Genomic DNA, 21,846 nt, shown 5'->3' with positions numbered 1-21,846 from the left:
TATATCAAAAAGTTATAGAGATTCCCCCCCCCCATCAATTACGAAATTTTGACCTGTTATCCAAGAGGATCCTTTACTTAAAAGAAAGCAGATTAAAGGAGAGATGTTTTCAACTTTGCCTATACCTAAAGGGTAAAATTGTTGTATCGCATTAAGATCTCTCCCACTTCTTTGACTATTATTTTGCACCATAGGAGTAGATACATATCCTGGTAATATAGAGTTAATCCTATATTTTGGAGCAAATTCTAATGCCAAAGATTTTATGCTTGTATCAATTGCTGCTTTGCTTGCTCCGTACAAACTCATACCTTTTCCAGGTTTTTTGCTAGCAGCAGAGCTTATCAAAACAAAACTTGCTTCATCTTTTATTTTAGATCTTTTATCTACTAAACCTTTTAAAATTTGCATATTTGCAAAATAGTTAATATTGAAAGTTTTGATCCCAACACCTATATAATCAAAAGCATTTAAACCTAAAGGTAAGCTTATGCCAGCACTAAGAATTGCACCATCAAAGCCATTTATATCTTTTGATAATTTTAATGCCCACTTGTCAAGTTCTTGATAAAGACTTAAATCTTTTGAGATAATCAAAAAATTATCTTTGTTTTTAACCTTTTTTTGTTGTTCTAAAAGTTTTTTTTCATCTCTTGCTACAGCAATTATTTTAGCACCTAATTCATTAAGCATTAAAGCAACATCTGCACCTATACCACTACTTGCACCTGTGACTAAAAAAGTCTTATTTTTAAATAAATTTTCTTTAAAAATCATTATTAATCTTCTAATTTATCTATAGGAATTAAATCAATTAAATCTGCTACGCTTTTACACTCTAATAAAGTTTTTCCTTGTACATATATATCAAAGAGAACACTATAAAGAGTAGTTATAGATAACAAACCAAGACTATCGTATTCTTCTATATTTTCAAGTAGCGTATCTTCGCTTAATTCATAGTCTAGCTGTAAAGCATCTTCTAGCTTATTTAAAAATTCTTTTCTTGTCATTTTTTATCCTTTTTTATAAATTTGAGTTTGTTTGCACCAAAAATTTTTATCTAAATTAATGATCGCATTAGCCCAGCTAAGTCCTGCACCAAAACCACCTAAAAGCACTTTTAAGTCTTTTTTTAAGGGATTTTTATAAGTGTTTAAGTGATCGCAAATCGTTGCAGGAATTGAAGCCATATCTAAATTTCCATATTTACTTATAGTATCATTTGGAGCATTGAATAGATTTAGTTTTTTAATTATAAAATCTACTATATCTTTATTAGCTTGATGAAAAAATACAAAATCAAGCTCATCTTTAGAACATTTTGCATATTTTAATAAAGAATTAAAAGCTAAAGGTTCTTTTTGGGTAGCAAAATTGAAAATTTCAAGTCCATTCATATAGCTTTGTTTTGGTGCTATATTTAAATTTGCTTCACTAAATTCTTCTTGAGTTGGATTTTTAAATGCACCATAAGGAGTAAAAAGGTATTTTACTCCTTTGCCATCTGTACCTATTTCAAAATAGCTAGTATTTTTATTTGGATCTTTTGTAATTAAACTAACACTTACTCCATCACCCCCTATAAATGGTTTGTTTTTACTGGTTTTGGGATCGCTTAATTTACTATTAGTATCTCCACTAACTAGTAGTATATTTTTACAACCTCCATTTTCTATCATACTAAAAGCAACGTAAAGTCCATACACATAGCCAGCACATGATTGGTTGATATCAAAAGCTAAGGCATTTTGATTTAAATCAAGTCTTCCGTGTAAATAACAAGCCGTTGCAGGTAAGAAAAAATCTGGAGTTTGAGTTACTACTATAATAGCATCTATGGTATTTTTATCAAGTCCATATTCTTCAAATAGAATTTTTGCACCATATTCTGCCAAATCACTTATAGTGGTTTTTTCGTCTACTTCGTGTCTGTATTGAAGTCCTACTAAAGATTTAATACGCTTAAGTTTTTTTAAATTTCCTTCATATCTTGTATTAAGTTCATCATCGATGTTTATTTTATTTTCACCAACAACCATAACAGATGCTAAAAGTTTTGCGTTTTTAAAAATAGCTTGCATTGGATTACCTTATTAAAAAAATACCTTCATCTTGCTGTAGAGCTTTTAAGGCTGTGTTGAAAAATTTTTGTATATCAATAACAGCAATTTGTGCATTTGCAAAAGATGAAATTTGTATATTGTTATTTTGTTTTAAAAAGTCAATAATTAAGTCTGAGGAGGTAATTGAAATTTTTTCATATGATCTGCAAAAATAATTTATATTTTTATTGATTTTTTTGCCATCTTCGTTGATAAGTATGCCTTTAAAATTTTTAAAAAATCTATAAGATACTCTCGCTTTTTCTTCTATATGATGTATATAGGTTATGCCTAGTTTATGGCTACCAAATAGTATTATTTTCCCACCTTCTTGTGTTAATACATCAAAAACTGAATTTTCTCCAAAGCAACTTGTGGTATCTTTTAGAAATAACTCCTCTTTAGCTCCTTTTATGGCAAAAGAAAATATAGGGTCATTTGTACGTTTTACACCTTCTTGAGTTCTAAAAAATTCATTCAATACCCCAACTTTTGACTTTGTTTTTGTTTTATCGTATATCTCATTATCACAAAAGCTATAGGTAAAAGTTGGCATTATTAAAGTACCTTCTTTACCTATAACATCAAAGAAACATTTTAGTATATTGTATTGTAAGGCATTTAAATCAATTAGTGGAATTCCAAAATTAAATATTTCGCTATGGATATATAAAATATCGCCTTTTTTGATATTATGATTTTTTAGTGTATTGATTAAATCTTTATTTGAATAAATTGTGTTGTTGTATTTAAAGAGAGGAGTTGTATCCCCCCCCCCATATCTTTAGAAGAATTTATTTCATATGATTGAGTTATCATTTTTTGAATACTTTCAAAATCTTCGAAATTTTCTTCATTTATAAAATTTGCTTTTAATGGTTTTTTGTAATAAGATTCTATTTCTCTTACCAAAGAAATTATATCAATACTATCAATAAGTCCTTTTGAGACTAAATTTTTAGAAGTTTTATCAATATCATCTCTATCTATGTTTTTAAAAAATTCTTGTATTTTTTCCAAAAAATTTCCTATAAATTAATCTTTTTTAAATTATATCATAATTTTTATAAAACCTAAGTTCTAATTTTGTAAAATTGAAGTTTGATCTCTTATAAAAATTTATTGCTTTGAAATTGTCAATATTGACAAATAATTTATAAAATTTTTTATCTTTGTTTTCTATAAAAAAATGATTAAGTAAGGCATAAGATATATATTTATATCTTAGATTTTTTTGAGTAGCAATATAATCTAAATACGCATAGTTTAGATGAGATGAATAAAATAAAATACCGCGTATTTTATTATTTTCTTTATATATTAAGATATTATTGATATATCTTTGAAAATTTTGCTTTTTATAAAAAAGATTAAATTCATGTTTAAAAACATCACTTAAGAAATTATAGCACTCTTCAATGTCTTCTAAAACCGGTTTTTTTATAAATTCAAATTTAAAAAAATTTAAATTTTCATTTTTAAGAGTCATTTGTTTGAAAGTTTGATAGAGTTTAAAATCATTTAGAGCTAAAAATTCTTCGTGTTTAAGAAAGTATTTTTCGTTATTGCCTATTAGTTTTACAAAAGATGGTTTTAAGTTGTATTTTTTTATATCATTGACAAAATAAAATAAAAGCTTATTATCATAAAAGAAAAAATTGTTTTTATCTTTTTGAATTAGAGAATCTTTTTGCGATATATTATTATAAAACACATCAAGACTTCCATAATAATTATGGAGTAAAAAATCATTAGGAGTATATTGTTTGTTGGATAAATCTATCATTGTCTAGATAATATTATTTTGATTTTATATATTGCAATAACTCTTCAATATTTTGTAGTTTTTCCGCATCTTCCATAGGAATTTCTATATTATATTTTTCTTGTAAATTTAAAAAAAGATTTGCCATATCTAAAGAATCAACTCCTTGATCTTTTAAAGGTTTATCAAATTCTAGCGTATTGACATCGACTAAAACTCCAACATCTTTTAATATTTCTAAAATATCTTGAGTGTTAATTTGCATTATTTTTCCTTTGTAGTATAGCACTAGCCCAAGAAAGTCCCGTGCCAAATCCTGAAATTAGTATATTATTATAACATTCTTTGCTTTGAAATTCATCTTCTAGTAAAATTGGTATTGAAGAAGATACGGTGTTACCATATAAATTTGCTTTAAAAGGTATTTTTTCCTTGTCTATTTTCAATCGTTGTCTAATGGTATCAATTATATATTTACTGCCTTGATGCAAGATAAAACGATCGATATTATCAATACTTATTTTTTCTTCTTCTAAGAAATCAAGTATATGTTTTGGTATGGTAGTGGCACTAAAATCAAATACACCTCGTCCATTCATAAACAATGTATCTTTTTCGCAAAATATATTTTCATACTTACTGCCATTTGTTCCAAATTTGAAGGATTTTGCTTTGTATTTATAATCTTTACTTATATAACTTACGCTTGCACCATCACCAAATAATAAAGAAGTATTTTTGTCATTGTTGTCTATGATTTTACGATAAGGATCACAGGTAAATAATAAGCCATTTCTTAAACCATTGTTTTGCATAAAAGAAAGTATGATAGAAAGTCCATATACATATCCACTGCATCCAAGTCCTATGTCAAAACAAGCACAATTTGAAGAAAGATTTAATTCTTTATGCAAAATTGCAGAGGTATGTGGGATTTTTACATCTGGATTTTGTGAAATCAAAACTAAACAATCTATAGTGGTTAAGTCAATTTTGTTTTTTATTTTTTCAAAAGCTTTTAAGCACATTGTTGAGGTTTTTTCATCATCTAAACTTTTACTAAGGCTTTGAAAACCTATTTTTTCTTTTATAAAAATATCGTTAATTTCAAATTGTTCTTTTTTATCAAAATTAGAAATTTTATTATGACTGATATAAGTTCCTATTTCACAAATTCCTAACATATAAGTTCCTTATTTTAAACTAAAATAAATAAAACCAACAAAATCATCTTTAGTATAAATTTCACTTTTTACTATTAAAAAATTAAAATTACTTTTAAAAATAATCTTGATAGGATAAGATTTATCTAGAGGGATATTTTGAAGTTGTAGTTTTGAAAAATACCATTTTCCTTTTACTTCAGGGAATATTTTAGTTAATAGGTGTTTATTTAAAGCAACGATTTCTTCTATATAAGTAAAATCACTAGGATTGCTTAAAATAATGCTTTTTTGAGTATAATCAATGATGGTATTTTCAATAATATTTTCTTCTAGATAAGGCTTAGAAAGTGTCGGCTTAGAAAGTGGATTATCTAACCCATATAAATAACATAAAGAAGAATTTTTTGTTGTAAAATTACAAACAAATCTTAAGTCTTTTAAATCATTAGGTTTAATATCACTTAAAATTAGATTATTGTGTGCTATATTATGAAAAGAAATTTCAAAATTTGATACAATATTATCTTTATATAAAAATAATATTGTATTGTAAATATCTGTTCCTTGAATATAGTCACGACTTCCTTTAAAGTTAAACTCTAATTCTTTTTCCATGATTTTCCTTAATTTAAAATGCAAATGGTTTAACTTTTGGCTCTTCACTCATCCATGCATAAATATCTTGTTGGAGATATTCTATACAAGAATTATAAAAATCTTTATAATTATAAATATAAATTATATTTTTTCCTAAAGGAAATTTTTTGATTTTGCCTTTGTATTTATGTAAAAAATAATCAAAGAACTTAACATTTAAATTTCTTATATACCCCCCCCCACAATATTCTTTATATAACACATGAAGATAAAATTTCTTATAAATAATTTCATCATTTATTTTGATAGGGTGATTAAATTCTTTGATATATCTATAAGGAACATGCATATTAAATTCTGCATGATGGACTATAGAGCAAGTTAAATTTGGTTTCATACCCATACTTAGCATTAAAATATTATCATATTTAAGCATATTATCATAAGGACTTTGCAAGCCATAAGCAAAAGGATTTTGGCATTCACAAATTTGTGCATTTTTTCCAAAAGCTGTATAAGATGCAAAAGGATGAAGACTTCTTATGCTACCATTAAGATTTAGCAAATAATTACCAAAAGCACCTAAATTTGCCCACGTATAACGATGAAAAGGAGTGTTTGTATTGCAAATTTGAAAACTCATGGTTTGTGTCATTATAGTGCTTTGATGATTGCTAGCTTGCATTATGCTTTCTATGATAGTATCAAGTAAATCTTTTTTATTTCTAGAGTCAAAAATCCCAAAATTAGCCAAATTTCCTGCTATAAAAACTATTTCATTATCTGGAGTGATATTTTGAGTTAGTATGTTTTTTAAATCTTGTATTTTATAATCTAACATTATTCTTGCTTTAATTTTAGAATTTATTTTTTTAAATATAATTATATATTAATTAATTTAAAATTTAGGATATTTTATGCTTATAAACCAAACTTATTTTATAGATTCTTGTGATGATGTAGAACTTAATATAAAAAGAGAAAGTAAACTTGAATACAGAATTACTTATGATGATAGCAAAGAAATGAAGGCTATTGTTTTTATTATAGGGGGTTTTGGAGATAATGCAAATATTTCATTTTTGGATTTTGATAGAGAGTATCTTGTTAAAAATTTTAATGTTGTAGTGGTGGATGTTTTTTATCATTGTTTTAGCGCAAGACCTTCTATAGATGAAAATTATAATCCAATTTTTAAGCCAAATAAAAAAGATTGGGAGAGTTTTTGTGAGATTGCAAATCTTTGCAATCTGCAAATTTTAGAACATGAAAAAGATAATTTTAAAGCTTGTTTGGAAAAACTTAATGAAAAGGTTGAAGTGATCAAAGATGAAGGTAGATTAGAAAAAGATTTTTTAGTAAATCTTTCATGTGATTTTGTTTTACCTAATAATGAATATCAAAATTATGGTATTATGGCTGCTATTGATCATATCAATGCGTTAAAAGATATTATGATTAAATTTCCGCAGTTTCAAAATTTACCTAAAATTTATGGGGGGGGGTCATACGGAGGACACCTTGCGTTAATGTGTGCTAAAATTGCTCCTTGGTATGTTGATGCGGTTGTTGATAATTCTGGAGTTTCATTGCCACATTTACCACATTTGTTAGGTAGAGAAACAGGCTGTGCTGAATTTTTTATAAAAGGAAAACATTATATTCTTTCTTGTTTTGTGCAAAAATATTGGACTAGAGATGAAAATTCTTTATATTATTTAAGTGATGATAATTATATGATAAGAGTTCTTTTAAATTCAAAGCATTTAAAACTACAAAGCGAGAAAAATAAAAATACAATATTTGTCAGTTATCATAGTGCTAAAGATGATGGTGCTCCAGTGGAACACAAAACTAATCTATATGAAATTTATAATCAGCTTGGATTTGATGCTACTTTGCATATTGTTAAAGATGAAGCAGATATAGATGGTAGGTATATAAAGAGTTTAGAGCATGGATTGAGAATGACAAATAGAGCTTTATTTAAAAAAGAATTACCTATATTGCTTGAAAAATTTCAGGGTAAAAAATTTGATATGAAAGAAGATAGTATATCTTATCCTTGTAAAGATAAGATATTTACTTTTAAAGATATAAAAGATAAATTTGTATTAGAAATCACACAATTTTGATAAAACTTTGTAGCTTATTAAAGTTTATTTTTAAGCTACATGCATTAAAGGTAATGCCTGTTCCAAAGCTTCCAAGGAAAATTTGTTTATACCCCCCCCCATGTATGAAGCAAGCTCTAAAGGTAATTTATTTATAGTAGTATTTCCGTAGTTTTTAAGGATAGCATCTTCTTTGGTGGCTAATTTTAGTTCTTCAAGTAATTTTTGTTTAGAAAAATTATCAGAAGAATGAATGAAAAATTCATCAATTTTATTTTTGTCTAATTTAAAATAATCAAAAAAATCTTGAAAAAATACTGGATAGTTTTGCATGGCAAAAGAAAAAGCTAGATTACCATTAGCTTGTATGGTTTCATTTGAGTTGTGATTAAATCCATTAAAGGGTAGGGTTTCTTCTAGACATTGGGTTGAAAAAATTTTTTGAGAAAAAAAACTTTTTTCATAAGCATTGGTGTTTTTTTCTATTAAAATGGCACTTGCACTATCGCTATTGTTTAAAAAGGTGATTTTATCTTTTTGAGTATCAATTGCCTTGCTTTTTACACTAGCACATATTAAAACTACTTTTTGAATATGCGTGTGATTTAATGCTAAAAAAACTTGAAAAAGACTTTGTAAAAATCCAGGGCAAAATCCCAACATATCAAAACACAGAGTGTGTTCACTTAAATTTAAATTTTTATGAATTAAACTAGTGCAAGCTGGTGCTAAGAAATCTGGTGTGAAAGTTGTAAAAATAATCATATCAAGTTCATTTTTACAAATGATATTTTTTTCAAAAAGCATTTCTAAAGCTTGTGTGGCCAAATCACTTGCATATACTTGTTTATCACTTATAAAATGGCTGTAAATTCCTGAGTTTTTTTGCAAAAGTTGATATTTTTTTTCATTTATATTACAAAGTTTTAATTCATCTTCTTTAGAATATGGATTTTTAGGTAATACAATACTAACGGCTTTAATGGAATGATTATATAGTTTTATGTTCATTGCATCGCTTGTTTTATCATTTCTTTAATATCTTTAAAACTTTCAAAATTTTCAGCTTTAATAAATTCTGCTTTTAAAGGTTTTTTGTAATGTTTTTCGATTTCAGTCACTAAAGCCATGATATCCAAACTATCTATTATGTCATCGCTAAGTAAATTTTGCATATTTTCATTAATATCTTCTCTGTCTATTTTGTTAAAAAATTCTTGTATAAGCTGCATTTCTTACCTTTTTGGAATTATTATTTTGATATTATTACTTAAAATTAAATTTATTTCAAGATGGTCTATTTCATAAAATGAAATATCATATATCTTATCATTTATTTTTATTTTGGTTTTAGGAGTTAGATTGCCATTATCTAAAGCTCTTAAAAATCTTTCTATAGTAGAAATATCCCAAGATATATTTAGTATAGCATTATTGGGTAATTGATTTTTTGTATAAATCCCCCCCCCCACTTCACATACCGAAACAGTATTTTTTTGTGGAGAAGAATTTTTGATATTTTCTAAACATTCTTTAAAAGAATTTATAGCTAAATTTTGTTGCATTTGAAGTAGTTTTATGGCTGTAAAAGATTTGTTAATTTTGATTTCTTTTTGTAAAATGATATCTCCGGTATCTATATTGTGATCTACTTTATGCCAAGTGATGCCAGTAGCTATCTCATCTTCCCATATAGCCCATATATGTGCATTTCTTCCTCTGTATTTTGGAAGTAAGGAGTTGTGATAGTTGATGATAAAATTTGATTCTACGCATTCTCTTTTAAAAATATAAAAATTATTGACGCTTATGATGAAACAATTTTGCATTTTAGTAAAAAAAATATCGAGTTTTGATTTATCTTTTTGAGAAATAAATACAATTTCTTTTTTAAAAAAACAAGTAGCTATTTTTAAGCATTCCTTAGCTACTCTTCCTTCTCCTATTAAATAAATTTCTTTAAAAGTCATAAAAATTCCTGTAAAATCTAAGTTCTATTTTATTAAAAGTAAAATTTGATTTTTTGTAAAAATTTATTGCTTTCGCGTTGTTGATATCAACATATAGTTTGTAAAATTTTGCGTTTTTATTCTCTATAAAAAAATGATTTAGTAGAGCATAAGCTATATTGTTGTGTTTTAAGTCAGATTTTATAGCAATATAATCTAAAATTGTGTGATTTAAAATATTAGTATATAATAAAACACCACATATTTTATTATCTTCTTTGTAGCATAAAATATTGTTGATATATTTTTTAAAATTATTTTTTTGATAAAAAAGGTTAAAGTTATATTTAAAAATATCATTTAAAAAATTATAACATTCTATTGTTTCATCTATAGTCGGTTTTTTTATGAATTCAAATTGAATAGGTGTTAAATTTTCATTTCTAAGACTCATTTGTTTCAATATTTGAAAACATTCAAAATTATTGAGTTTTAGAAAATAATTATGTTTTTCAAAATATTTTTCTTGATTTCCTATAAGTCTAACAAAAGATGGTTTTAGATTATATTGTTTTATTTCATTGATAAAATAAAATAAAAGTTTTTTATTGTAAACAAAGAAATTGCCATTTTCTTGTTGTAGAAAATAATTATCGATTGTTGCTTTTTTTAGAAAGATATTTTTATATTCATAGCAATTATGAATGGTAAAATCTCCAAAATCTTGATTCAATTTTTCAAACCATTCCACTTATTAAAACCTTCCTATCAATTTTACCATTTGCATTTAAAGCAAATTGTTCTATTTTAATAAATTTCTTAGGTATCATATAAGTAGGAAGTTTGTCTTTTAAAAAGTTTTTAAACTCTAATTCATTCTCGCTTTCATAAAAACAAATAATTTCTTCTTTAAAAATGCAAGCACAATTTCTAACATTTTCGTGAGAATTGATAACATTTTCTATCTCTCCAAGTTCTATACGATGACCCATATATTTGATTTGGTGATCTATTCTTCCATAGCATAAAAGTTCACCAAATTCATTATAAGCTACTACATCACCTGTTTTATAAAGCAAATCTAAATAATTATCATGTAAAGGATTTTGCATAAAAGCTTGTTTGGTTTTTCCTTTATCGTTATAATATCCTAAAGAAAGACAAGTTCCTTTTACATAAAGCTCACCTTTAACTCCTACTTGATTGGAAGTAATTAAATTTAAATTTTCATCAAAAACTAAAAGTTGAGTATTTTTACAAGCTTTTCCTATAGGTAAAAGCTCATCATCGCTAAATTGTCTGTTAACTATAAAAAAAGAACACACATCGGTGATTTCAGTAGGTCCATAAAGATTAGCAAATAGAGCTTTAGGAAGGTATTTACGCCAAATGTTGAGTTGTTTGTTTGGCATAATTTCGCCACAAAAAAGAATTTTATTTAAGTGTTTTAGTCTGAAGGTGTCAAGAGCGTTAGTATTGGCAAAATAAATAAGCACTGAAGGCACCCAAAAAATTGTTGTTATTTTTTCTTGTTCTAAATACTCTAAAATTTTATTTGGAAAAGCAAAAAGATGATTTGGCAGTATATGAAGCGTAGCTCCCATTTTAACAGAGCTAAATATATCTAAAATGCTATTATCAAAGTAAAATGGTGCTTGATTTGCTAGTATATCTTCATGATTTAGTTTAAAAGTCTCGCATACCCAAAAAGTATAGTCAATCACGCTTTTATGGCTTATGCTTACCCCTTTTGGTGTTCCTGTGCTTCCGCTTGTGAAAAAGACATAAAGTAAATTAGTATCTATGTGATTTATTAAGGCGTTATCTAAAGCGTTTTCATCTGTAATAAAACTTTCAAAATCTTCTGTGAAAATAGTATCAAGGCTAAAATCTAAATTTAATCTTTTAGAAGTGATCAAAAGTTTGGGTTTTAAAACTTCTATGACTTTTTCTACACGCTCTTTAGGACTTTTTTCATCTAAAAGTGTATAAAAATTTCCACTTTTTGCTACACCAAAAAAAGAAAGCAAACAATCAATCCCTTTAGGAAGCATGATTAATACAGGTTCTTGTGTGCTCTTTACAGGAAGTTTAGAAAGAATTTCACTTGCTATTTTTTTGCTTAAATTATCAAATTCTTGATAGCTTATACTTTTACCATTAAATTCAACAAAAGCATTTTTACTTCCAAATTTAGCAACACTTTCTTGTAAAAAATCATTGATGTGGGTTATCATTTTATTCCTTTAGCAAGCAATAAGGATTGTCCTTTAAAGCTTTTAATGTTTTTTCTAAGTAGTTTTTCATATTGATACTTATTATATGAGCATTAGAAAAATTTAAAATATTAAAATTATTATCACTCTTTAAAATAGCCACCTGTTTATCAACATCTAAATCTGAATTTTCATTTAGTTTTCTAACATAATATTTAATATTTTTACATTCCATTTTACCATTTTCATAAGTAATTTTACCACTAAAATTTTTAAAATATCTATATGGCACATTAGCTTTTTCTTCTATAAAATGACTAAAAGTATAACCGGCTATTTTAGATCCAAATAAAATTAGTTTGCCATTTTGTTTTGTTAAAACATCATATACAGAGTTTTCTCCAAAACAACTTGTTGTATCTTTTAAAAATAATTCTTCTTTAGCTCCTTTAATAGCAAAAGAAAATATAGGATCATTTGTACGCTTTACCCCCCCCCATTTACGAAAATATTCTGTTAAAACCCCAACAGCACTTTTAGAAATTAATTTATCATAAATTTCATTTTTGCAAAAACTATAAGTAAAGGTAGGCATTATGAGTGTGCCTTCTTTTCCTATGACCTCAAAAAAACAATCTAAAATAGTTTGCAAAAATTCATTTCTAGGAAGTAAAGGTATGCCAAATTTCACTAATTCACTATGTATACATAATGTATCACCTTTTTGGATACCGAGTTTATAAAAAGATTCAATTAAATCTTTATTGGAATATTTTTTGTTATTGCATTCTAGTATATATTTCATATATCTTGTATTTTTCTTTAATTAGATTTTAATTGGTTATAATAGCATAAATTGATATAAGAAAGAAAGATATGCTTATAAACCAAACTTATTTTATAGATTCTTGTGATGATGTAGAACTTAATATAAAAAGAGAAAGTAAACTTGAATACAGAATTACTTATGATGATAGCAAAGAAATGAAGGCTATTGTTTTTATGATAGGTGGGTATGGTACAAATACAAGTATGGCTGTTATGGATTTTGATAGACAGTATATTGCTCAAAAATATGATGTAGTAGTTGTAAATGTTATATATTGGTGTTTTAGCATTAGAAGGAGTAATGATACTAATTATAGTGCTAAGCTATCGATTTTAAAAGAAGACTTAAGATATTTTGAAAGAACTTTGGAAAATCTAGGATTGAGTGTTTTTGGCTTAAATGAAAATACTACTGGGGATTTTATCCAAAAATTAGATTCTCATGTTCAATATTTAAAAGATGTAGGAAGAAGACAACAAGATTATAAGGCAACTATTGCAGCGACATTAATACCTCCTAATAATGAATATCAAAATTATGGCATTATGGCTGCTATTGATCATATCAATGCATTAAAAGATATTATGATTAAATTTCCGCAGTTTCAAAATTTACCTAAAATTTATGGGGGGGGGTCATACGGAGGATACCTATCTTTGCTAATTTCAAAAATTGCTCCTTGGTATGTTGATGCGGTTGTTGATAATTCTGGTGAAGCTTTGCTTTTGTTGCAATACATAATAGGAAAAGATTTAAATCAAACAGAATTTATAATTTATGAGAAAAATGTTCAATTTTGTTGTTTTTTAAAAACATATTGGAATGTAGATTCTAACTCTCCTTATTGTTTTAAAAAAGAAAACTATATGATAAGAGCCTTGCTTAATCCTACGCATTTAGCCTTACAAGCTCAAAAAGATAATAATATAAAATATATAAGTTATCATAGCTCTACTGATTCAATGAGTCCTGTAAAAGATAAAATACAACTGATGCAAATATATAAAAATTTAGGCTATGATGTAGATTTTAAATTAATGGAAGATAATGTTGATGGAAGATTTATTAAGCATTCAGAACATGGTGGTGGTATCACTATAAAAGGATTGTTTAAAAAAGAGGTGCCTAGATTATTAGAAACTTTTAAAGGAAAAAAAATTAATCTAAAACAAAATAGTATAAGTTATCCTTGTGAAAATAAAGTTTTTACTTTTAAAGATAATGGCAATAAATTTGTTCTAGAAATCATTTAAAGGAAAAATATGAATAATTTTTTTGATACTCTACACGATAAAGAATTTATTTTTGCACCAAAATGTTATATGACTTGCAATGGTGGATGTTGCCATAATATTTATGCAAAATATTTTAAATTTAATAAATCAAATAGTGTCATTTTACCTATGATTGAAGCTGAATATTTGTCTTTAACAAAAGCAGGAAATAATAACTTAAATGAACATAGTGTAGCAATATATGAATTGAAAAATAAAAAGAAAATTACTATTTATTTTATAAAATGCTCTTTAAATGGTATTTGTAATCCGCATAATCTAAGACCATTGATTTGTAAATTATACCCTTATTATCCACAAGTTGATTTTGATGGTAATTTTTTAGGTGTAAAACCTTGTGCATTGTTTGATATTTTTTATAAGCATAAAAAAAATAATTTTTGTACTATTACACATACAGCTGAAAAAGAATTTATAAAAACTTTTGATAACAATACAAAGATACTCCAAAAAGAACCTATTATGATATTTATTTTCAAAGCTTTAGAGTATATTGAAGAGGCATTAAAAAAATATACTTACGAATACTATGGAAAAGAAATGTATTTAGATGAGATGAGTGAAGATGAAAAATATGATTTTTTTGCTATGCAAGAATTGAATTCCATGACCTTAAAGGCATATAAAAATGATGAATTTATAAATAAAATACAAAATCTATATGATATTTTAGAGCAAAAACATCAAGATAGATTTTGCAAATATTTTACAGACTAATTCATAGCTTGTTCAAGCATTTGCTGGATGCTTTGAAAATCCTTAAAGTTATCAGGTGTTATAAATTTAGCATCTAAAGATTTGTTAAAAAATTTTTCGATTTCTACTATAAGTTTCATCATATCTACACTATCAATAATGTCCTCATCAACTAAATTTTTTGCATTTTCATCTATATCATATCTCCCTATATTTTCAAATATAGTTTTAACCGCTTGCATTGAAATTTCCATTAGTTGTTCCTTTCTTTTTATATTAAGGCTAAAGAATTAATTTGTGAAATTTTAATTTTTCTATTAAATCTTTTAATTCATAAGCTTGTATATTAAGTTTTGAAGCTATATCTAAAACATCATTTTGCCCATCACAATATGCAAGAAAATTACAAGATAATGGAATTTGACTATTGGTTGATACAGTATTAATAGTGTGATACAATCCTCTTTTACCCAAATTTGGTTCACAAAAAGTAGTGCTTTTGTAAATTTCATTAATTTCTAAATTCATAATGATTTCTTGCATAGCTTTAAGACTATTTTCTAAACTTGTTGGTGAAATTAAACTTAAGTCATCTTTACTAGTGTGGTATTCTTTATAATCACCAAATCTAGTTCTACAAACTCCTACAACAGGTAAATTTACCAAAGGTGCACAAAATTGTCTTTCATTACCACCTCTATCTAAAAAGCTAAATTCTTTAAAATTTGCTTTATTTTTTAAAGTGTGTAGGGCTACTTTATCAGCTAGAGTATCTTCTCTTGGGGTGTGAATAAGTGAGTAAGCATTATCATCACCTATACAAGAAAGAGCAAAACCTGCTTTTGTGTATTTTTGCAAATGTTTTAAGTGCTTGTTTATATAAACTATACTTCCTATGGTTTCAGGTGCAATTAAAAAACGATAATTATATTTTCTATGTTTTTGTTCTAAAAGCCATTTAGCTAAAAATATAGCCACTATTGGGCCACTTAATTCGTTGTTTGCCATAGATGGATGACAAAGATAAGTAGAGATTAAAATTTCGTCTTTACAATTTTGAGTGCTAGGTATTATAAAATCAGCATAATTTAAAACACCATCAAAATGTTTTGCATCTATAAATACTTTATAATTACCATTTTTTAATTTTTTTCTATCTTTGTGTTTTATGCAAAATCCCCAGCGTCTTTTATAATAGCTAGTTACATAAGGTATAGCATCTTCATAATCTTCTATAGAATATAAATGATTTTGCAATTCTTGTAAAGAAATTTCAGCATCAATACCTTCACTATAATTTAATACATGCAAATTATTTTCTTTAAAATCACAAATTTTCTCACCATCTGGAGTAACTATATACGCATCGTTTATTTGCCATTCTTGTGGCACTATCCAATCATATACTTTAGTTCCACTTTTTATAGAATGAATTTGTAGAATATTTCCACCTATGGCCTCATCAAGAATTTTCAAGCTTTGCCTAAAACCAGCTCCAGTAATGCTTCTGCATATAGGGAAAAGTTTTTTAGCTAAAACGTACATCCCCCCCCCCCGTGATAAATTTTTCATATACAACCCTTTTTAGTTTGTTCTAAAATTTTAAGCAAATGATCTTTTATAAATTTTGCATCTTTTAAGCTCATTTGCTGATGAGCAGGTATGCTAAGTTCTGCTTTGTAAAAATTATCCGCATTTTCTAAAAAAATGCTTCCATATAAATTTTTATAAAAACTAAATTCATAAGTTGGCTTATAATGCACTTGCACACCTATACCTGAATTTATCAATTTTTCAAATATTATTTCTTTTTGACAATAAAATTCAGGATAAAGCAATATTGGATATAAATGTCTTGAACTTTTTTTATAATCTTTGATTTTTATAGTGCTAAAAAATGGATTTTGCTTAAATTCTTCATCATAAAAACTAGCTATTTCTTCTCTTTTTTCTATCATTTTATCAAGTTTTTTAAGTTGATTTGTACCTAAAGCACAGGCTACATCACTTAAACGATAGTTATATCCTAGATCGATCATATCACTATCCCATAGTCTTTTTTTGTAAATTCCATGAGATCTTAATAATTTTATCTTTTTGATTAATTCTTCGTTATCGCTTACTACAGCTCCACCTTCAAGGGTAGTAATTGGCTTTACAGGATGAAAAGAAAAAATTCCTAAATCAGCTTTACTTCCTACTTTTTCATTTTTGTAAATACTTCCTAAAGCATGGCTTGCATCATCTATTAAAGGTATATTGTATTTTTTAGCTAGTGTTAAAATTTCATCCATTTCTACACTATTGCCAGCATAATCAACAACACATATTGCACCTATATCATCACTATTTTTTATTAATCTTTGTTCTAATTTAGATGGATCTATATTTCCATCGCTTTTAATATCTATAAATTCTACTTTAGCACCTGCCATTAAAGCTGCATTTGCAGTAGCTGCAAATGTAATTGGAGTTGTTAAAACTATCTTTTTTGCAACATTTAAAGATAAATATGCAAGATGTAAAGCCGAAGTTGCTGAATTTAGCACACAAGCATATTTTACATCTACATATTCACAAAGTGCATTTTCAAATTCTTCAACCTTTTTTCCACCGGTTAAAAAATCATCTTTTAAAGCCTTGCAAACTACTTTTATATCTTGTTCGTCAATATTTTGATGAGAATAAGTTATCATTTTTCTAACTCTGTGTGATTTATTATATTTAAAAGTTCTTTTTGGCTAATCCACAAAGGATTGTTATCCGAACTATAAGAAAATCCATTAGTAGCTTTTTCACCTTTTTCACCTTTTGCGTTAATACTAAAATTAACTTCTGTATTGGTGAATTTAATACTTGGACTAATGGCATAATAATCTTTAAATTCATAGGTTAAATGACTATCATCACTTGAAATCATAATTTCATGTAGTTTTTCGCCTGCCCTTATACCTATGATTTTATGATTTAAATTTGGGGCTATAGCTTTTGCTAGATCGGTAATTTTCATAGAGGGGATTTTTGGCACAAAAATTTCTCCTCCGTGCATTCTTTCAAAATTACTTAAAACAAAATTAACTCCATCTTCTAAAGATATCCAAAATCTTGTCATTCTCTCGTCTGTGATAGGAAGCTCTTTAGCGCCTTCATTGATTAGCTTTTTAAAAAATGGTATAACAGAGCCTCTTGAGCCTACTACATTTCCATATCTTGTAACACTAAATTGAGTATGAGAATTTCCTGCTATGTTGTTTGCTGCTACAAAAAGTTTATCACTCGCTAGTTTAGTGGCTCCGTATAGGTTGATAGGATTACAAGCTTTATCGGTCGAAAGAGCAATACATTTTTGAACATTATTTTCCAAACATGCATCAATTACATTTTGGGCACCATTTATATTTGTCTTAATGCATTCCATAGGATTATACTCTGCAATTGGTACATGTTTCATAGCAGCTGCATGAATGACAAAATCAACATCTTTCATAGCCACACTCAGTCTTTCTTTATCTCTTACATCACCTATAAAATAACGCATACAAGTATTATTAAATTCTCTTGCCATTTCAAATTGTTTTAACTCATCGCGTGAATAGATGATGATTTTTTTAGGTTTGTATTTTTGAAGTAATGTTTTAGTATAAGTTTTTCCGAAACTTCCTGTACCACCAGTGATTAAAATGCTTTTTCCATTAAACATATATATTTTCCTATTGCTTGACTAAGTTTTTATATCGGCTGAAAATAAAATTATTTTAAAATTCTTGGTAAAGTTATACCTGTTTGAGCTTGATATTTGCCTTTTTTATCGGCATATGTTACATCGCAAGGCTCATCCCCTTGTAAAAATAAAACCTGTGCTATACCTTCATTAGCATAAATTTTGGCAGGTAGTGGGGTTGTATTTGAAATTTCTATAGTGATATGTCCTTCAAAACCAGGTTCAAAAGGGGTTACATTAACTATAATGCCACATCTTGCATAAGTACTTTTGCCAAGACAAATAGCCAAAACATCATTTGGCATTTTGAAATACTCAACTGTTCTTGCAAGTGCAAAAGAATTTGCAGGAACTATACACACATCGCCTACAAAATCTACTACATTTTCTTCTACGAAATTTTTAGGATCCACAACAGTTGAATTTACATTAGTAAAAATTTTAAATTCTCTTCCAACTCTTATATCATATCCATAGCTTGAAAGCCCATAACTTACTATACCCTTACCTATATTTGCTTCACAAAATGGCTCTATCATATTGTGACTTAATGCCATTTTTTTGATCCAATTATCCGCTTTTAAGCCCATTTTTGTCCTTTATAATCAAAGTGAATTTTTAAATTATATCTTAAAATAAAAGTAAAAAATAAATAATTGAAGTTATTTTTAGTATTTTTATATATAATTATAAATTAAGTCTTATAAATAAGGAGAATATATGACAAAAGAAGAAATCAAAGAATTAATGCAACTTTTTGCAGAAGCAAATATAAGTAAGATTAAAATAAAAGAACAAGATGGATTTGAAATAGAACTTGAAAGAGATATGTGTTGCGAATTACCAACCCCTGCACCTGTTGCTCCGGCTCCACAGCCAATTAATGTAAATGTAGTTAATGAAACTAAAGCAAGTTCAAACTCTTCTAATAAACCAACTATTAATAGCCCTATGGTAGGCACTTTTTATCAAGCTCCAAGTCCAGGTGCAGCACCTTTTGCTAAGGCAGGACAAACTATTAAAAAAGGAAGTACTATAGCAATTATTGAAGCGATGAAAATCATGAATGAAATTGAAGCCGAATATGATTGTAGGATAGTAGAAGTATTAGTGGCAGATGGTCAGCCTGTGGAATTTGGCATGCCTTTATTTGTGGTGGAGAAATTATAAAATGGAAATTAAAAAAGTTTTAATAGCAAATCGCGGAGAAATTGCATTAAGAGCTTTAAGAACTATAAAAGAAATGGGAAAAAAAGCAATTTGTGTGTATTCTACGGCAGATAAAGATGCTTTGTATTTAAAGTATGCTGATGCAAGTATTTGCATAGGAAATGCTAGAAGTTCAGAAAGTTATTTGAATATTCCAGCTATTATTAGTGCAGCTGAAATTAGCGAGGCTGATGCAATTTTTCCAGGATATGGATTTTTAAGTGAAAATCAAAATTTTGTTGAAATTTGCGCAAAACATAATATCAAATTTATAGGCCCTTCAGTGGCTGCTATGGCGTTAATGAGTGATAAAAGTAAAGCAAAACAAGTAATGCAAAGAGCAGGTGTACCTGTAATCCCAGGAAGCGATGGAGCTTTAGGTGGGGTTGAAGCAGCAAAAAAACTTGCTAAGGAAATAGGTTATCCTGTGATTTTAAAGGCGGCAGCAGGTGGTGGTGGCCGTGGTATGCGTGTAGTTGAAGATGAAAAAGATTTAGAAAAAGCTTATTGGTCAGCAGAAAGTGAAGCTATGAGTGCTTTTGGTGATGGCACTATGTATATGGAAAAGTATATCCAAAATCCACGCCATATAGAAGTACAAGTTTTAGGGGATAGTTTTGGTAATGTAATTCATTTAGGCGAGAGAGATTGCTCTATGCAAAGACGCCATCAAAAATTGATAGAAGAGTCTCCTGCAATTTTACTAGATGAAAAAACAAGAGCAAGACTTCATGAAACAGCGGTAAAAGCTGCGAAAGCTATTGATTATGAGGGTGCAGGAACTTTTGAGTTTTTGGTAGATAAAAATTTAGATTTTTATTTTATCGAGATGAATACACGTTTGCAAGTTGAGCATTGTGTGAGTGAAATGGTAAGTGGGGTAGATATTATTGAGCTTATGATTAAAGTAGCAGAAGGGTATCCTTTACCAAAACAAGAAGAAATTAAACTCAAAGGTCATTCTATAGAATGCAGAATTACTGCTGAAGATTCTAAAACTTTCTTACCTTGTCCAGGTAAGATCACAAAGTATGTAGCTCCAGCAGGACGCAATGTAAGAATGGAAAGTCATTGTTATCAAGATTATAGTGTACCTCCTTATTATGATTCTATGATTGGAAAGTTAGTTGTTTGGGGAGAAGATAGAAACACAGCTATAGCTAAAATGAAAATAGCCCTACAAGAGCTTATTGTGGGCGGTATTAAAACAACTAAAGATTTTCATTTAGCTATGATGGATAATGCAGACTTTATCAATAATAATTATGATACAAATTATCTTTCAAGACATTAATTTAAGATAGGTCTAACCTATCTTAATTCTTCTATATGAGCGTTTGCTCTTATTTTATCAAGATGATTTTTTAAGGCTTGTTCTCTTTGAGTTAGAGTATAGACGTTGCTAACTTGATCTTTGATTAAGTCAAATTCGATAGGATTTTTACCATATTTTTCTTTTATAAAATACACTATATAGGTATTTTCACCATTTAATACAGGAGTAAATTCTCCTATTTTAGTGTTGTTTAATAAAGCAAGTAATCTTGGATCTAAATTTGTTGCATTTAGGCTAATGGCTTTTGACTTAATTTGAGAATTTTTATACATAGGATTTTGTGTTAGCTGTTGTAAAAGCTCGGGATTTGTAGAATTATAAACAACTAAATCTATATTCGAAAAAGTACTAAATTTATCAAGGTTACTTTCATAAAAGTGCCTTAGCGTTTGATCGTCAATATTGATTTTTGCATTTTGCATTATACTTCTATAAAGTTTATCTCTTATAAGATCTTTTCTAACTTGATTTTTAAAAACTTCAAAACTCAAACCATCTTTTTCTATTTTTTCTTGTAAACCATTAATATCGGTTTTATTACCTTTTGCAATTTGATCTAATTTTTCATTTAGCTCAAAAGTACTTACATAAATCCCTAATTTTTTAGCCTCGCTTTGTTGAACCTTATCATCTACTAAAAATGCTATAGCCTTTTGCTTATCATTGGTTTTTAATTCTTTCATAGTTTGTTCTATATCATAAAGAGTGATAGGCTGACTTTCTACCACCATTGCTACACCACCAATGGTTTGAGCATATAAAATATTTGCAGTAAAACAACAAGATATTAAAAATTTTCTCATATAAAACCTTTATTTAAGTGTAAATATAGCATTATAACAATAAAA

27 protein-coding genes are annotated in these 21,846 nt (G+C 27.3%); 5 read left to right on the top strand and 22 right to left on the bottom strand.

Annotated elements, in window-relative coordinates:
* Positions 1-12 precede the first annotated feature (12 nt).
* The 10 genes from CORN_RS07050 to CORN_RS07005 are packed head-to-tail and all read right to left on the bottom strand — an operon-like array spanning position 13 to position 6,474.
* Positions 13-777 (bottom strand): SDR family NAD(P)-dependent oxidoreductase, encoded by a 765-nt coding sequence (locus CORN_RS07050; RefSeq protein ID WP_246260876.1) that lies wholly within the window; start codon positions 775-777, stop codon positions 13-15.
* 2 nt (positions 778-779) lie between these two features.
* Positions 780-1,013 (bottom strand): hypothetical protein, encoded by a 234-nt coding sequence (locus tag CORN_RS07045; protein ID WP_066006585.1) that lies wholly within the window; start codon positions 1,011-1,013, stop codon positions 780-782.
* Between the two features lie 3 nt (positions 1,014-1,016).
* Positions 1,017-2,084 (bottom strand): 3-oxoacyl-[acyl-carrier-protein] synthase III C-terminal domain-containing protein, encoded by a 1,068-nt coding sequence (locus tag CORN_RS07040; RefSeq protein ID WP_066006587.1) that lies wholly within the window; start codon positions 2,082-2,084, stop codon positions 1,017-1,019.
* A 4-nt stretch (positions 2,085-2,088) separates the two neighbouring features.
* Positions 2,089-2,841 (bottom strand): AAC(3) family N-acetyltransferase, encoded by a 753-nt coding sequence (locus CORN_RS07035; RefSeq protein WP_066006588.1) that lies wholly within the window; start codon positions 2,839-2,841, stop codon positions 2,089-2,091.
* Positions 2,820-3,125 carry a hypothetical protein gene (locus CORN_RS07030; RefSeq protein WP_066006589.1) on the bottom strand — a complete coding sequence of 102 codons (306 nt, stop codon included), beginning with the start codon at positions 3,123-3,125 and terminating at the stop codon, positions 2,820-2,822. The genes CORN_RS07035 and CORN_RS07030 overlap by 22 nt, the downstream gene beginning before the upstream one ends.
* A gap of 25 nt (positions 3,126-3,150) precedes the next feature.
* Positions 3,151-3,891, bottom strand: coding sequence for a GNAT family N-acetyltransferase (locus CORN_RS07025; RefSeq protein WP_066006591.1), 741 nt, complete (start codon positions 3,889-3,891; stop codon positions 3,151-3,153).
* Between the two features lie 13 nt (positions 3,892-3,904).
* Positions 3,905-4,135: an acyl carrier protein gene (locus tag CORN_RS07020; protein ID WP_066006593.1), complete on the bottom strand. Its 231-nt coding sequence runs from the start codon at positions 4,133-4,135 to the stop codon at positions 3,905-3,907.
* On the bottom strand, positions 4,125-5,054 hold the full coding sequence (locus tag CORN_RS07015) for a ketoacyl-ACP synthase III (protein WP_066006595.1): 930 nt from the start codon (positions 5,052-5,054) through the stop codon (positions 4,125-4,127). The genes CORN_RS07020 and CORN_RS07015 overlap by 11 nt, the downstream gene beginning before the upstream one ends.
* 9 nt (positions 5,055-5,063) lie before the next feature.
* Positions 5,064-5,651, bottom strand: a complete 588-nt coding sequence (locus CORN_RS07010; protein WP_066006597.1) for a hypothetical protein — start codon at positions 5,649-5,651, stop codon at positions 5,064-5,066.
* A 13-nt stretch (positions 5,652-5,664) separates the two neighbouring features.
* The gene (locus CORN_RS07005) at positions 5,665-6,474 is read right to left on the bottom strand and encodes an AAC(3) family N-acetyltransferase (RefSeq protein ID WP_066006598.1); all 810 of its coding nucleotides are present in this window, start codon (positions 6,472-6,474) and stop codon (positions 5,665-5,667) included.
* A 76-nt stretch (positions 6,475-6,550) separates the two neighbouring features.
* Between CORN_RS07005 and CORN_RS07000 the strand changes: the two genes are divergently transcribed.
* On the top strand, positions 6,551-7,768 hold the full coding sequence (locus CORN_RS07000) for a DUF2920 family protein (protein ID WP_066006599.1): 1,218 nt from the start codon (positions 6,551-6,553) through the stop codon (positions 7,766-7,768).
* Between the two features lie 30 nt (positions 7,769-7,798).
* Here the strand turns inward: CORN_RS07000 and CORN_RS06995 are convergent, their stop codons facing one another.
* The 6 genes from CORN_RS06995 to CORN_RS06970 are packed head-to-tail and all read right to left on the bottom strand — an operon-like array spanning position 7,799 to position 12,717.
* Positions 7,799-8,758, bottom strand: coding sequence for a 3-oxoacyl-ACP synthase (locus CORN_RS06995; protein WP_141071480.1), 960 nt, complete (start codon positions 8,756-8,758; stop codon positions 7,799-7,801).
* The gene (locus CORN_RS06990; RefSeq protein ID WP_066006603.1) at positions 8,755-8,979 is read right to left on the bottom strand and encodes an acyl carrier protein; all 225 of its coding nucleotides are present in this window, start codon (positions 8,977-8,979) and stop codon (positions 8,755-8,757) included. The genes CORN_RS06995 and CORN_RS06990 overlap by 4 nt, the downstream gene beginning before the upstream one ends.
* 3 nt (positions 8,980-8,982) lie before the next feature.
* Positions 8,983-9,717, bottom strand: coding sequence for a formyltransferase family protein (locus CORN_RS06985; RefSeq protein WP_172663998.1), 735 nt, complete (start codon positions 9,715-9,717; stop codon positions 8,983-8,985).
* The gene (locus tag CORN_RS06980) at positions 9,707-10,447 is read right to left on the bottom strand and encodes a GNAT family N-acetyltransferase (RefSeq protein ID WP_066006605.1); all 741 of its coding nucleotides are present in this window, start codon (positions 10,445-10,447) and stop codon (positions 9,707-9,709) included. The genes CORN_RS06985 and CORN_RS06980 overlap by 11 nt, the downstream gene beginning before the upstream one ends.
* Positions 10,434-11,933, bottom strand: a complete 1,500-nt coding sequence (locus tag CORN_RS06975; RefSeq protein WP_066006607.1) for an amino acid adenylation domain-containing protein — start codon at positions 11,931-11,933, stop codon at positions 10,434-10,436. The genes CORN_RS06980 and CORN_RS06975 overlap by 14 nt, the downstream gene beginning before the upstream one ends.
* Position 11,934: 1 nt before the next feature.
* Positions 11,935-12,717, bottom strand: a complete 783-nt coding sequence (locus tag CORN_RS06970) for an AAC(3) family N-acetyltransferase (protein ID WP_172663997.1) — start codon at positions 12,715-12,717, stop codon at positions 11,935-11,937.
* Positions 12,718-12,788: 71 nt separating this feature from the next.
* Here CORN_RS06970 and CORN_RS06965 point away from each other — a divergent pair, with 71 nt between their 5' ends.
* Positions 12,789-13,994: a DUF2920 family protein gene (locus CORN_RS06965; protein WP_066006612.1), complete on the top strand. Its 1,206-nt coding sequence runs from the start codon at positions 12,789-12,791 to the stop codon at positions 13,992-13,994.
* 9 nt (positions 13,995-14,003) lie between these two features.
* Complete coding sequence (locus tag CORN_RS06960) at positions 14,004-14,753, top strand: hypothetical protein (protein WP_066006614.1); 750 nt, start codon at positions 14,004-14,006, stop codon at positions 14,751-14,753.
* Here CORN_RS06960 and CORN_RS06955 read toward each other — a convergent pair.
* From CORN_RS06955 to dcd, 5 genes are read right to left on the bottom strand one after another with little or no spacing between them, the layout of a single operon-like run.
* Positions 14,750-14,986 carry an acyl carrier protein gene (locus CORN_RS06955; RefSeq protein WP_425337381.1) on the bottom strand — a complete coding sequence of 79 codons (237 nt, stop codon included), beginning with the start codon at positions 14,984-14,986 and terminating at the stop codon, positions 14,750-14,752. The two genes, CORN_RS06960 and CORN_RS06955, sit on opposite strands and share 4 nt — an antisense overlap.
* A gap of 28 nt (positions 14,987-15,014) precedes the next feature.
* Positions 15,015-16,304: a DUF4910 domain-containing protein gene (locus CORN_RS06950; protein ID WP_172663996.1), complete on the bottom strand. Its 1,290-nt coding sequence runs from the start codon at positions 16,302-16,304 to the stop codon at positions 15,015-15,017.
* On the bottom strand, positions 16,301-17,428 hold the full coding sequence (pseC, locus tag CORN_RS06945; protein ID WP_066006618.1) for a UDP-4-amino-4,6-dideoxy-N-acetyl-beta-L-altrosamine transaminase: 1,128 nt from the start codon (positions 17,426-17,428) through the stop codon (positions 16,301-16,303). Before pseC ends, CORN_RS06950 begins: the two co-directional genes overlap by 4 nt.
* Positions 17,425-18,432, bottom strand: coding sequence for a UDP-N-acetylglucosamine 4,6-dehydratase (inverting) (pseB, locus tag CORN_RS06940; RefSeq protein WP_066006620.1), 1,008 nt, complete (start codon positions 18,430-18,432; stop codon positions 17,425-17,427). The genes pseC and pseB overlap by 4 nt, the downstream gene beginning before the upstream one ends.
* A gap of 50 nt (positions 18,433-18,482) precedes the next feature.
* Positions 18,483-19,043: a dCTP deaminase gene (gene dcd, locus CORN_RS06935; RefSeq protein WP_066006622.1), complete on the bottom strand. Its 561-nt coding sequence runs from the start codon at positions 19,041-19,043 to the stop codon at positions 18,483-18,485.
* Positions 19,044-19,173: 130 nt separating this feature from the next.
* Between dcd and accB the strand changes: the two genes are divergently transcribed.
* Positions 19,174-19,623 carry an acetyl-CoA carboxylase biotin carboxyl carrier protein gene (gene accB / locus CORN_RS06930; RefSeq protein ID WP_039619124.1) on the top strand — a complete coding sequence of 150 codons (450 nt, stop codon included), beginning with the start codon at positions 19,174-19,176 and terminating at the stop codon, positions 19,621-19,623.
* Between the two features lies 1 nt (position 19,624).
* On the top strand, positions 19,625-20,956 hold the full coding sequence (locus tag CORN_RS06925; protein ID WP_066006623.1) for an acetyl-CoA carboxylase biotin carboxylase subunit: 1,332 nt from the start codon (positions 19,625-19,627) through the stop codon (positions 20,954-20,956).
* A gap of 17 nt (positions 20,957-20,973) precedes the next feature.
* Here the strand turns inward: CORN_RS06925 and CORN_RS06920 are convergent, their stop codons facing one another.
* Positions 20,974-21,801: a SurA N-terminal domain-containing protein gene (locus CORN_RS06920; RefSeq protein ID WP_066006625.1), complete on the bottom strand. Its 828-nt coding sequence runs from the start codon at positions 21,799-21,801 to the stop codon at positions 20,974-20,976.
* Positions 21,802-21,846: the final 45 nt, after the last annotated feature.

It is taken from the genome of Campylobacter ornithocola (assembly GCF_013201605.1).
GTDB lineage: Bacteria > Campylobacterota > Campylobacteria > Campylobacterales > Campylobacteraceae > Campylobacter_D > Campylobacter_D ornithocola.
The sequence above is the reverse complement of the archived record's forward strand: the minus strand, read 5'-3'. Positions and strand labels throughout refer to the sequence as shown.